The 11,309-nt window shown below is 68.3% G+C and carries 12 protein-coding genes and 1 tRNA gene; 2 read left to right on the top strand and 11 right to left on the bottom strand.

What is annotated here, in order from left to right; translation table 11 throughout:
* Positions 1-10 precede the first annotated feature (10 nt).
* The 8 genes from tatC to ACTHNC_RS18675 all read right to left on the bottom strand — a co-directional run bounded on the left by tatC (position 11) and on the right by ACTHNC_RS18675 (position 6,192).
* Positions 11-760: a twin-arginine translocase subunit TatC gene (gene tatC, locus ACTHNC_RS18710; protein WP_440296141.1), complete on the bottom strand. Its 750-nt coding sequence runs from the start codon at positions 758-760 to the stop codon at positions 11-13.
* 53 nt (positions 761-813) lie between these two features.
* Positions 814-1,053, bottom strand: a complete 240-nt coding sequence (tatA, locus tag ACTHNC_RS18705) for a twin-arginine translocase TatA/TatE family subunit (RefSeq protein WP_440296140.1) — start codon at positions 1,051-1,053, stop codon at positions 814-816.
* A 1-nt stretch (position 1,054) separates the two neighbouring features.
* Positions 1,055-1,411 carry a hypothetical protein gene (locus ACTHNC_RS18700; protein WP_440296139.1) on the bottom strand — a complete coding sequence of 119 codons (357 nt, stop codon included), beginning with the start codon at positions 1,409-1,411 and terminating at the stop codon, positions 1,055-1,057.
* A 9-nt stretch (positions 1,412-1,420) separates the two neighbouring features.
* Positions 1,421-2,404 (bottom strand): helix-turn-helix transcriptional regulator, encoded by a 984-nt coding sequence (locus ACTHNC_RS18695; protein WP_440296138.1) that lies wholly within the window; start codon positions 2,402-2,404, stop codon positions 1,421-1,423.
* Positions 2,397-3,416, bottom strand: a complete 1,020-nt coding sequence (locus ACTHNC_RS18690; protein WP_440296137.1) for a helix-turn-helix transcriptional regulator — start codon at positions 3,414-3,416, stop codon at positions 2,397-2,399. The genes ACTHNC_RS18695 and ACTHNC_RS18690 overlap by 8 nt, the downstream gene beginning before the upstream one ends.
* 58 nt (positions 3,417-3,474) lie before the next feature.
* Positions 3,475-4,413: a peptidylprolyl isomerase gene (locus ACTHNC_RS18685; RefSeq protein WP_440296136.1), complete on the bottom strand. Its 939-nt coding sequence runs from the start codon at positions 4,411-4,413 to the stop codon at positions 3,475-3,477.
* A gap of 79 nt (positions 4,414-4,492) precedes the next feature.
* Complete coding sequence (locus tag ACTHNC_RS18680; protein WP_440296135.1) at positions 4,493-5,527, bottom strand: tRNA (adenine-N1)-methyltransferase; 1,035 nt, start codon at positions 5,525-5,527, stop codon at positions 4,493-4,495.
* Positions 5,524-6,192, bottom strand: coding sequence for an HAD family hydrolase (locus ACTHNC_RS18675; protein ID WP_440296134.1), 669 nt, complete (start codon positions 6,190-6,192; stop codon positions 5,524-5,526). The genes ACTHNC_RS18680 and ACTHNC_RS18675 overlap by 4 nt, the downstream gene beginning before the upstream one ends.
* Positions 6,193-6,300: 108 nt before the next feature.
* Between ACTHNC_RS18675 and ACTHNC_RS18670 the strand changes: the two genes are divergently transcribed.
* Entirely contained in the window at positions 6,301-7,254 is a 954-nt protein-coding gene (locus tag ACTHNC_RS18670; protein WP_440296133.1) for a PAC2 family protein, read from the top strand.
* 22 nt (positions 7,255-7,276) lie between these two features.
* Here the strand turns inward: ACTHNC_RS18670 and mshC are convergent, their stop codons facing one another.
* The 3 genes from mshC to ACTHNC_RS18655 are packed head-to-tail and all read right to left on the bottom strand — an operon-like array spanning position 7,277 to position 10,775.
* Positions 7,277-8,533, bottom strand: coding sequence for a cysteine--1-D-myo-inosityl 2-amino-2-deoxy-alpha-D-glucopyranoside ligase (gene mshC / locus ACTHNC_RS18665; RefSeq protein WP_440296132.1), 1,257 nt, complete (start codon positions 8,531-8,533; stop codon positions 7,277-7,279).
* Positions 8,526-9,395, bottom strand: a complete 870-nt coding sequence (locus tag ACTHNC_RS18660) for an undecaprenyl-diphosphate phosphatase (protein ID WP_440296131.1) — start codon at positions 9,393-9,395, stop codon at positions 8,526-8,528. Before ACTHNC_RS18660 ends, mshC begins: the two co-directional genes overlap by 8 nt.
* A gap of 36 nt (positions 9,396-9,431) precedes the next feature.
* The gene (locus ACTHNC_RS18655) at positions 9,432-10,775 is read right to left on the bottom strand and encodes a M20/M25/M40 family metallo-hydrolase (protein WP_440296130.1); all 1,344 of its coding nucleotides are present in this window, start codon (positions 10,773-10,775) and stop codon (positions 9,432-9,434) included.
* 160 nt (positions 10,776-10,935) lie between these two features.
* Between ACTHNC_RS18655 and ACTHNC_RS18650 the strand changes: the two genes are divergently transcribed.
* A tRNA-Leu gene (locus ACTHNC_RS18650) sits at positions 10,936-11,021 on the top strand.
* Positions 11,022-11,309 lie beyond the last annotated feature (288 nt).

Genomic DNA, 11,309 nt, shown 5'->3' with positions numbered 1-11,309 from the left:
GGCCCGCCCCCTACCCCGCCGCGAGCTCCGCGTCGATGTCGAGGGCGCGCTTGGCGTCTCTGCGGTCGTGTATCCATGCGACCCCCCACGAAAGCAGGTACAGCACGATGAGCGGCAGCGCGAGCAGGAACATCGAGATGACGTCGGCGGACGGCGTCGCGATCGCCGTGAAGATCATGATGACGAGAATTGCCCAGCGCCACGACTTGATGATCGCCTTGGCGCTGATGATGCGCATGAAGTTGAGCAGCACGACGAACACCGGCAGAACGAACGCGATTCCCACGACGATGATCAGCTTGAGCACGAAGTTGAAGTAGTCGGATGCCACCAGCAGCGTCGTCTCACCGTTCGGCACGAAGCTGGTCAGGACGCCGACGATGTGCGGGACCACGAGCCAGCCTGCGGCACAGCCGGCGAGGAACAGCGGTACCGCGGTGAAGAAGAACCCGAAGGTGTAGCCCTTCTCCCTGCGGTTGAGGCCGGGGGTGAGGAACGCGAAGATCTGGTAGAGCCACAGCGGAGACGTGATGATGATGCCGATGTAGACGCTCAACTGCAGCTTCAGGTCGAAAGCTGCAGTCACGTTCGGCCAGTTGATGCTGGCATGCTGCGTCTTTGCAATCTCATGCACAGGCAGGCTGATCGCGTCCCACACGAACGGTTCGAGGAACCAGCCGACGATGGCGCCGACGAGGATCCCTCCTGCGATCCAGAAGAAGCGGTTCTTGAGTTCCCGGAGGTGAGCCCCCAGGGACATCCGGCCTTCGGGATTCCTGCCGCGCTTGGTACGAGCGGCGGTGCTCACGGCGTCTAGATCTTGTCGGCGGGCTTGTCAGCCGCCCCCGGCTCGGCCTTGGCCTCGGTCTTGGAGGACTTGGCGGCTTCGGCAGCCTCGTCCTCTTCCTGTCCCTCGCGGATCTCCTTCTTGAAGATCCGCGTGGACTGCCCGATGCTCCGCGCCAGTGCGGGAAGTCGAGTAGCGCCGAACAGGAGCACGATGATGAGCAGGATGATCCAGATGTGCCATCCGCTGAAGAGATCGCCAAGCATTTCAGTGTCGCTTTCGCAGTAGGTGGGAGAACCGACTCGGATCGGCACTCACCAGGAGTTTACCGCGCCGGACTCTCGCTTCCCGCCGAGTATGCCTGATCGTTGCATTGCGCGCACGGCGTTCCTCCCACCTCTGCGCGTATTCACGGGCTGGGCCGAGCACGGCAGGGTGAAAAGCAGGTTCCCCCGTCTCGTCGTCGAAGCGTGACGAGAGCACTTCGGTCTTCTCCGCGAGCTCGCCGAGGGCGCCCATCGTGGCCATCGCCTTCACGAACAGGCGGTAGCCGAGCAGGGCGAGCATGCCGAGCAGTGCAAGCACGAGCACGACCCAGATGATGAGCCAGGACCACCACGGCATTGCTTCACCCTAAGGCAGGTCGTCGTAACGCGCCGAGCCGGCCCTGGCCCAGTCCGCGACGGCGGCGCGAGCATCCTCTGGTGCGGTGACCGTGACCTGACCGGCGAATCTCGTGACCATGCGCTTGAGCCCGTGGTAGTGCGCGACGCGCACCTTGGTGTGCACCAGGTCGCCGTTCTGGATGCGCGCAGCATCGTCGGGGATGTAGTCGGCGATGAGCGGCAGTGCCGCCGCCGCGACGTCGACGGAGACCGTGAGGTCTTCCGCCGAGCCCTGGAACAGCCTCTCCGGCAGCACCACGCGGGCGGCATGCTCGCTGATGGGCCGTCCGGTGGAGACCAGGTGGTCGATGCGGTCGAGACGGAACGTGCGCACCGCCTCCCGAAGATGACACCAGCCGCGCAGGTACCAGTCATCGTTCACGGACTCGATGCGCAACGGGTCGACCGTTCGTCGTTCCGAGTCGCCGCGGGCGCTGACGTAGTCGAGGTCGACCTGCGTGCCGTTCTCGATCGCCGTCCTGATCGTCGCGACGGTGTCGCGGAGCGCTGCCGGAGCGACGGCCACCTGGGCGGCGCCTGCGGCCGTACCCCGCTCGAGCTTGGCCATCAGCGACGACATCGCGTCGCGGTCGGCATGCTCGGGCAGCGAGCTGAGGTACTGCAGTCCCGCGATCAGGGCTGCAGCCTCCCTGGCAGACAGTCGCGGCGTGTCGTCGATCGCCACGGTGTGCGTGAGCGCGATGCGGTCGTGCTGCTCCAGCTCGTCCCAGTCGATGTCGAACAGGTCGCCCGGCAGGTAGGAATGCGACTCGCCTGGAAGCCCGGAGACCGCGATGAGGTACACGGCGTCCCGGATCTGCTTCGGCGACACGTCGAAAGCGGCGGCGACCTCGTCGACCGGTGCGCTCTCGTGATCCATCAGGTACGGGATGAGCGAGAGCAGCAGCGCGAGCTTGTCCCGGGCGTCGCGGGGTCCTGCTGGCTCAGCCACGGGCATCCATCTCGCTCCCGTGGACGTTCGACGTGTGCGCGGCCAGCGTCGTGCGCAACCGGTCGCGCACCGCGTCCACCAGGCGCTGCGGCCAGACGACGCGCACCTCCGGTCCGTAGCCGGCGAGCTCGTCGGCGAGGAGCGCGGTGTCGGAGTAGTGCACCAGCAGGTTGCCATCCTCGTTGCGGCGGGTGTCTTCGCGCTTGCTCAGCCGCACCCAGGCATCCGTGCCCGGCAGCACGTCGAGTTCGGCCTGATTGCGGTCCCAGATCTTCTGGAGCTCGTCGATCGCGTTCGAGGCGTAGTCGGTGCCGCGTCGCGTGAACCCGATCTGGGTCACCCTCGGCCGGCCGATGACGCGCGAGAGCAGGAACGTGCGAGGGGCGTCCGCTCCCCTGTCGTGGGCGTGCAGCAGCCAGCGGCCGTGGAACTGGATGAGCGCGAGCGGCTCGACGACGCGCTTCGTCGCCTCGGTCTCCCCCGGCTTCAGATAATCGAAGTTCACGACGACGCTGCGCTCGAGAGCAACCTCGAACGGCTCGAACGCCGCCTCCCTCGTTCGCACCCTCGGGGCGAACCCGACCAGCGGATCGTCAGCCTCGACGCCCAACGTACGCAGCTTCATGATCGCCCGGCGGGAGTCCGCCGAGAGGGAACCTTCCCGCCAGACGGTGGCGGCGAGCCGAAGCAGCGCCATCTCCTGCGGAGAGAACGTGATGTCGGCCGGAAGATCGTATGCCGTTTTCGGAATGCGATAGCGAAGGCCCTGATTGTTGCCGGGATCCCCCGGGTCTTCGACGGTCTCCAGAGGGATGCCGAGCTCGCGGATGTCGTCTTTGTCGCGCTCGAACTGCCGCTCCAGCGCGCTGTTGTCGCCGCCCTCCCGGTACCGGGAGTTGTAGCCATGCACGCTGGAGAGGATTTCGCTCTTCGTCAACCCCGACTCGGTGGCGACGAGGGTGAGCACGAGCGAGAACAGGCGCTCCTCGACCGGGACCTTCTGTGGGGACACGCAGGCAATCCTATGAGGTCGTCGCGCCCCGTGGCGCTTGCGAGAGGATGCCTGTCGACTACTTCCAGATGCCGAGGATGTCGATCACGTACGCGGTGGCGTTGCTGCCCGGCGTGACCACCAGCACCTGGCTTCCGACGTTCTGGCCGACGAGCTGCTTCACCACGCTCGAGGGCGGTGTGAAGCCGCTCGTGTCCGTGCTCGGCCAGACGACCGGTGACCCGTCGAGCCAGCTGGAACCGGCGACGGACGTGGGGTCGTTGTACGTGACGGCCGTGTAGTTCACCAACACACCGCTGGAGGAGTCCACCTTCTTCACGACGGCGCCGGAACCCTGCCGCAGCACGGCGGTGCGGAGCTTCGTCGGCACCGTGTTCTCGGTGATCTTGATGCCCGGCTGACCGTTCGGCGCGAGCACCACGGTGGGCATGCCGGGCTGTCCCGGTCTCGGAGCGCCGGTGGCCCGCGACGGGTACGCCTTCTCGACGTCGACGACCAGCACCACGTCCTGGTCGGCCGAGCCCTGGCTGCCGGCGATGTCCGCCTCGGTGCCGGTGACCACGATGCGCGACCCGACCGTCGTGCACAGCAGCGCCTTCTGCAGGCCGGGCAGCGAGCTGGATCCGCCGGCCACGACGGCCGCCGGGAACGTCTCCACGGACTTGCCGGTCGCTGCGTCATAGTGCGCGAGCGTGAACCTGACCATCTGCCCCTTGCCGATGGTGCTGCCCGAACCGGTCTTCTCGGTGCTCTTCTGCAGAGCGCTCGTCTCGATCGGGTGCGGGAACGACGCGTGCGGCGAGCCGAATGCGCCGGAGGTGTGGACCAGCTGGGACGCATCCCCCGACTGCACGCAGGAGCTCGCCGAAGCGGCGGAGCATCCGGTCAGCCCGACACCCACCAGCGCCGCGGCCGCGATCAGCGTGCCGATGCGACGAGCGCGTGCAGTGAACGGCACGGAGCGTGCCGGTGCTGTGCGTGCCAGGAGTGTGCGCACGATTCCTCTTTCGACGAGGGACGAGGGGACCGGGGCGGCCAGGGCAGGCAGGGCGGACTGAGCGCTCCGGCATCCCATGCTAGTCGACCGCCTGATGCCCCTCGGCTCGGTCGTCGGAGGATGCGGCGTCGCGCTCGCGGGCCAGCCTGGCCGACTCGGACGCCTCGCGCACCCGTTTGCGCAGGCTCTTCGGGCTCACCACGCGCTCGCCGAGCGCGCCGGGCGTCCACGCCTCGACGTCGTCCTCGCTGTACTCGCTCTTGGATGCCCGTCGCTTCAGCTCGGGCAGCACCGTTCCAGGCGCCAGCCGGCGGGCGCTGATCAGGAAGCCGGTGTGCGCGATCATGCGGTGATCTGGCCGCACCGCGAGTCCCTCGACGTGCCAGCCGCGCACCATCGTCTCGTTCGAGATCGGGTGAGTGAAAGCCCCGCTACCCCTGATCGCCTCCGCCACCCGGGAGAGCTGCGTGACGGTCGCGACGTAGCACAGCAGCACCCCGCCGGGTTTCAGGGCGGTGGCGCAGACATCCACGCACTCCCACGGGGCCAGCATGTCGAGAACGATGCGGTCGACGGCACCGCCTGGCGCGACCTGCGCCAGCTCCTGCTCCACGTCTCCGACCGTGAGAGTCCAGGCCGGCGGGAGCTCACCGAAGAACGTCTCGACGTTGCCACGGGCGACGTCGGCGAACTCGTCGCGGCGCTCGAAGGAGAACAGCCTGCCCCGTGGCCCGATCGCCCGCAGCAGCCACAATGAGAGCGCGCCGGAACCGACCCCGGCCTCGACGACGGTGGCGGCGGGAAAGATGTCGGCCTGCGCGAGGATCTGGGCGGCATCCTTCGGATACACGATCGCCGCACCGCGCGGCATGGACATGACGAAATCGGTGAGCAGGGGCCGCAGCGCGAGGTGCTCGACCCCTGCCTCGTTCGCTACGACGGAGCCGTCGGGCAGTCCGATGATGGCGTCGTGCGGCAGAGGACCCTTGTGCGTGTGGAAAACCTTGCCGGGAACGAGCGTGATGGTGTGCAGGTGTCCCTTCGGTCCGGTCAGCTGCACGCGGTCGCCGGGGCGGAACGGGCCGGAGGATGCCGGGAGCTCGCCGGAGGTCACGCCGCACGCTCCTCGAACAGCTCGGCCAGGTCGGCGAAGCTGACGCCCTCCAGCGTCGGCCACAGCGTGTGCTCGTCGCTGGCCGGCAGCGGGATCATGTGCGGAACCCCGATCGCGATCGTGCCGGCGGCGACGGCCGAGGCGAGCCCGTTCATCGAGTCCTCGATGGCGACGCAGTCCTGCGGGAGTACGCCGAGCTCCCGCGCAGCATCGAGGTAGGGATCGGCGTACGGCTTGGGTCGTGCGACCTCGTCTCCGGTGACGAGCACATCGAACGCCGGGAACGGGATCTGTGCGACGATCTGCTCCGCCATGTCGCGGATCGACATGGTCACGAGTGCCGTCTTGACGCCGCGCTCCCTGATGTCGAGCAGGAGCTCCTTCGCTCCAGGGCGCCACGGCACGCCCTGGGATTCCAGTTGCTCCTGCACGCGCCGGGTCAGGGCGGCGACGATCGTGTCGGCGTCGAGGTCGACGCCGTGCTGCTGGAAGACCTTCGCCGACTCCCAGAGCCCCGATCCGACCAGCACGAGAGCGTCGTCGTGCGTCCAGGTTCCACCGTGCTCCGTGACGAGCTCGGTCTCCGCCTGCATCCAGTACGGCTCGGTGTCGACGAGCGTGCCGTCCATATCGAAAAGAACGGCGGCGGGGGCTGCGGAGGTCACGAGCATCCAGCTTATTCGAGTCTCTTCGAGCCCGGGCGCTCGCGGCACCCGGGCCTATTCTGGGTAGGCGCGCCCAGCCGGGCGCCCGGGACGAAAGCAGCCGAAAGCGTGAGCAACGACAGCGGGATCTTCGACGGACGCATCCTCGTGGTGGCGTTCGAGGGGTGGAACGACGCGGGCGAAGCCGCGAGCGGAGCCGTGCGCACCCTGAAGGACTCCCTCGACGTCGTGCCGGTCGCGAGCATCGACCCCGAACTGTACTACGACTTCCAGTTCAACCGCCCGATGCTCGCCGCCGATGAGGAGGGCAGGCGCAGGCTGGAGTGGCCGGGCGCTGTCGTGTACGCGCCGGTGTCGCCCGGCATCCACCTCGACCCGCTCGAGGAGGACGCCGAGGCGCATGCCAGCGGCAGCGGCGTCGGCAACCTCTACCTCCTGCTCGGCACGGAGCCGTCGCGCAGCTGGAAGGCATTCACCGCCGAGCTCATCGACGCGGCGCTCGCCGCGGGAATCGACGGAATCGTGCTGCTCGGCTCGATGCTGGCGGACGTGCCGCACACCCGCCCGATCTCGGTCTTCGCCTCCAGCGACAACCCGCAGGTGCGTTCCGATCTCGGCGTGGAGCGGCCGACCTACGAGGGACCGGTCGGCATCCTCAGCGTGCTGGCCGATGCGGCGGAGACCGTTGGCATCCCGACGCTGGCGCTGTGGGCATCCGTTCCGCACTACGTGCACAACTCGCCGAGCCCGAAGGCGATGCTCGCCCTCATCGAGAGACTCGAGCAGCTGATCGACGTGACGGTGCCACGTGGCGACCTGGTGGCGGATTCGGCCGCATGGGAGAGCGGCATCGACGCGCTCGCCGCCGACGACGAGGACATGGCCGCCTACATCGAGCAGCTCGAGCAGGCCAGGGACACGGTGGACTCCCCCGAGGCGAGCGGTGAGGCGATCGCCCAGGAGTTCGAGCGCTACCTGCGACGGCGCGGTGACGGCCGCGACAAGGGCGACGGCCGGCAGGACGGCCGAGGAGGCCCGGACGAGCCCTGGCGGCGCGAGTAATCGGAGCCCGCGCCGGCGCAGGTCACAGGGCGACGCCGAGCAGAGCGTCGGCGATGGCGCGGATGAGCGTCGGGTCGTCGACACCGGACGCGGCCGCGGCGTCGATCGCGGCGAGTGCTCCCGGCGTGTCGAGGTCGTCCGCGAGTCGGTCGCGCACCTGGTCGAGCACGTCGAGCGCACTCGTGCCGTCTGCTTTCGAGCGGATGCTTCGCCAGGCATCCAGCCTTCGTAGCGCCCGGTCGAGGCCCTCCTGCGTCCACTCCCACTCGTCGCGGTAGTGATGCGCGAGCAGGGCGAGCCGGATGGCGGGGGCCGGCACTCCCCGCTGCAGCAGCTCCGACACCAGCACGAGGTTGCCCAGCGACTTGCTCATCTTCTCGCCCTGGTAGGCGACCAGTCCGGCGTGGCTGAAGACCTTGGCGAGCGGATGTCCGCTGAGCGCGGCAGCATGCCCCGCGCTCAGATCGTGGTGCGGGAAGATCAGGTCTGCTCCCCCGCCCTGCACCGTGAAGTCGTGCCCGAGATGCTTCAGCGCGATGACCGAGCACTCGATGTGCCAGCCCGGCCTGCCACGGCCGAGCACGGACTCCCACGATGGCTCGCCCTCGCGAGCGGCACGCCAGAGCAGCGGATCGAGCGCGTCGCGTTTGCCCTCGCGATCCGGGTCCCCACCGCGCTCCGCGGACAGGGTGAGCATCTCGGCGCGGTCGAGGTTGCTCTCCTCCCCGATGCGCCACGGGCTGGTGCGTGCGGCCGACGCGATGTCGAAGTAGACGTCGTCGGTCTCGGCTCCGCCATCTGCGGTACCAGGGGTGGGCACGCGGTAGGCGGTGCCGCGTTCGAGCAGGACGGCAACGGCATCCGCTATCTCGTCGATCACCTCGGTCACGGCGACGTAGTCCTGGGGCGGCAGGATGCGCAGCGCGGTCATGTCACCGCGGAACAGGTCGATCTGCTGATCGGCGAGCTCGCGCCACGGCACGCCGGTGGCCTCGGCACGTTCGAGGAGCGGGTCGTCGACGTCGGTGATGTTCTGCGCGTAGTGCACCTCGAGCCCGGCATCCAGCCACACCCTCTGCAGGGTGTCGAACGCGAGATACGTGCTGGCATGGCCGATGTGCGTGGCGTCGTACGGGGTGATTCCGCACACGTAGAGCCTGGCGATCACGTCGTCGGGGGCCGAGCAGAGCCGTTCGCCGGTTGCCGTGTCGTGCAGTCGAGGCGGTCTGCCTGTACCGGGGAGCCGTGGCACCGGCGGTCGGGCCCACGACTCAGGCATTCAGCACCCCCGCGCCGAGCAGGATCATCAGGAGCACCCCGAGCGCGATGCGGTACACCACGAATGGCAGGAAGCTGCGCCGCGAGATGTAGCGCATGAAGAACGCGATGACGAGCAGGCCGACCGCGAACGCGACGACCGTTGCGCCGAACGTGTCGACCGCGTTGAAGACCTCCGGCGTGCATGCGTGAGCGGCCGCCTCGTGCGATCCGGCGACGCACGGATGCTTGATCGACTTGTACAGCTCGTACAGCCCGCTTCCGAAGACGGCGGGCATGGCCAGCAGGAACGAGTACCTGGCGGCCGCGCTGCGCTGGTAGCCCATGAAGAGACCAGCCGAGATCGTGCCGCCGGAGCGGGAGACACCGGGCACGAGGGCGAACGCCTGCGCGATGCCGTAGATCGCGGCGTGTCCCCAGGTGAGCTCGGAGACGCGACGGGTCTTCGCACCGAGGTAGTCGGCGACCCACAGCACTATCGCGAACACGATGAGCATGACGGCGACGATCCACAACGAACGGAACGTGGTCTCGATGGCGTTCTGGAACAGCAGGCCGAGCACCACGATCGGGATGCTGCCGACGATGATCATCCAGCCGAGGCGCGCCGTCGGGTCGTTCCGTGGGATGCGGCCGAACAGTGCGAGGAACCACCGGCCGATGATGTGCGTGACGTCGCGCCAGAAGTAGACGAGAACGGCGAGCTCCGTTCCGAGTTGGATGATGGCGGTGAACGCCGCTCCCGGGTCCGCCCCGGTCCCGATCAGTTCCCCCACGATGCGCACATGCGCGCTCGAGGAGACGGGCAGGAACTCGGTGAGCCCCTGTACGAGGCCGAGGATCAGCGCGTTGACGAAGTCCATCGCACCCTTTCGGTGGGTCGAGCCGTAAGGGCGGCGTCAGTAGGTGGAGAGCACGTGGCGCAGCACGGTGCGGCCGAACACGAGCGCGTCGAGCGGAACTCGCTCGTCGACGCCGTGGAACATCGCGGGGAAGTCGATGTCGGCGGGCAGCTTCAGGGGTGCGAAGCCGTAGCCGGTGATGCCGAGCCTGCTGAGCGCCTTGTTGTCGGTACCTCCGGAGAGCAGATACGGCAGCACCACGGCGTCGGCGTCGTGCGACAGCAGTGCATCCCTCATCGCGTCCACGAGCGGACCGGTGAACGGTGCCTCCAGTCCGATGTCGCGGTGCACGATCTCGATGTCGACGTCGTCGTCGACGAGCTCGCGCACCTTGAGGAGCACGTCGTCCTCCTCGCCCGCGAGCGTGCGGATGTCGACAAGCGCCTCGGCGCGCTCCGGCACCACGTTGTGCTTGTAGCCGGCCTTCAGCAGAGTCGGGTTGCTCGTGGTGCGAAGCGTGGCTCGGATGAAACCGGATGCCGTACCGCTGCGCAGCACGACCTCATCCGGTCCGAGCGCGACCGGGTCCGCATTCAGCAGCCGGGCGAGCTCGCCGACCAGTTGCGTGGTCGTGTCGGTGAGCCTGACCGGCCACTCGTGGGAGCCGATGGCCACGACGGCCTTGGCCAGCGTGGTGACCGCGTTCTCTGCCACCATGCGTGAGCCGTGCGCCGCCTTGCCGCGCGCCACGAGACGGATCCAGACCAGGGACTTCTCCCCCGTCTGCAGCAGGTAGGCGCGCTTGCCCGCGACGTCGACGGAGTAGCCGCCCACCTCGCTGATGGCCTCCGTCGCACCCTCGAAGACGTCGGGATGCTCGTCCACCATGAAGTGCGAGCCGAACAGTCCGCCGTCTTCCTCGTCGGCGAAGAACGCGACGACGAGGTCGCGCTGGGGCGCTTCTCCGGCGCGGAGGATGTCACCCAGCGCGGTGAGGATCATCGCGTCCATGTTCTTCATGTCGACGGCGCCGCGGCCCCAGAGCAGTCCGTCGTGGATCTCCCCGGCGAACGGGTCGAAGGTCCAGTCCGAAGGATCGGCGGGCACGACGTCCAGGTGGCCGTGCACGACGAGGGCGGGCTTGCTGCGGTCTCGGCCTTCGACGCGGGCGACGACGGTGGTGCGGCTCGGCCGCGACTCGTACGTGCGGGGCTTCAGTCCCAGGGAGGCGAGCTGTTCGCTGACGTAGGCGGCGGCATCCGTCTCGCCTTTCGCCCGTCCTTCGCCCCAGTTGGTGGTGTCGATGCGGATGAGATCCCGTGCGATGCGCGCCGTCTCGTCGAGGCTCTGCTCGGTTCCTGATCCGTCGGCGCTGGCGGTGGCGTCGTCCGGGTTGGTCATGGGTGCAACGCTACCGGGAGGGGGTTCTCGGCGACCAATCGGATGCCCGTGGTCGGCCTTCGGCGGCGGTCGCCGCGGCCGCTTCGGGGCGGGCGGAGGGGGCATCGGATTCGTGCTAACCTCGTACGTCGGTGGCTGATTCGTCGGCTTCCGAAAGTGCGCGCGGGTGGCGGAATAGGCAGACGCGCTAGCTTGAGGTGCTAGTGCCCTTTATCGGGCGTGGGGGTTCAAGTCCCCCCTCGCGCACGAAACGCGGACGGCCGGTCCATCCGGACCGGCCTTCCGTGTTTCGTTCACGCGGAGGTCTCCTTGAACCCCTCGGGGGTGGGCCCCCACGGCGAGGGGCCCCCGGGCGCCGCGAAGCGGCGTTCGGGGGAGCCGTAGGGACAAGTCCCCCTCGCGCGGGTTTGTATCAACGCTTCGAAAACCCCTCCACCACCCATCCGCGCCCCCCCACCAAACCGCCCCACCCAAACCCCCCCACCACCCCCGCAACCAACAAGAAAATTCCCCTCTGTACCTCCACCCCCAATT

The organism is Humibacter sp., assembly GCF_051954055.1.
Lineage (GTDB): Bacteria > Actinomycetota > Actinomycetes > Actinomycetales > Microbacteriaceae > Humibacter.
Note: the sequence above shows the minus strand (reverse complement) of the source record. Positions and strands in the feature narration are given on the sequence as shown.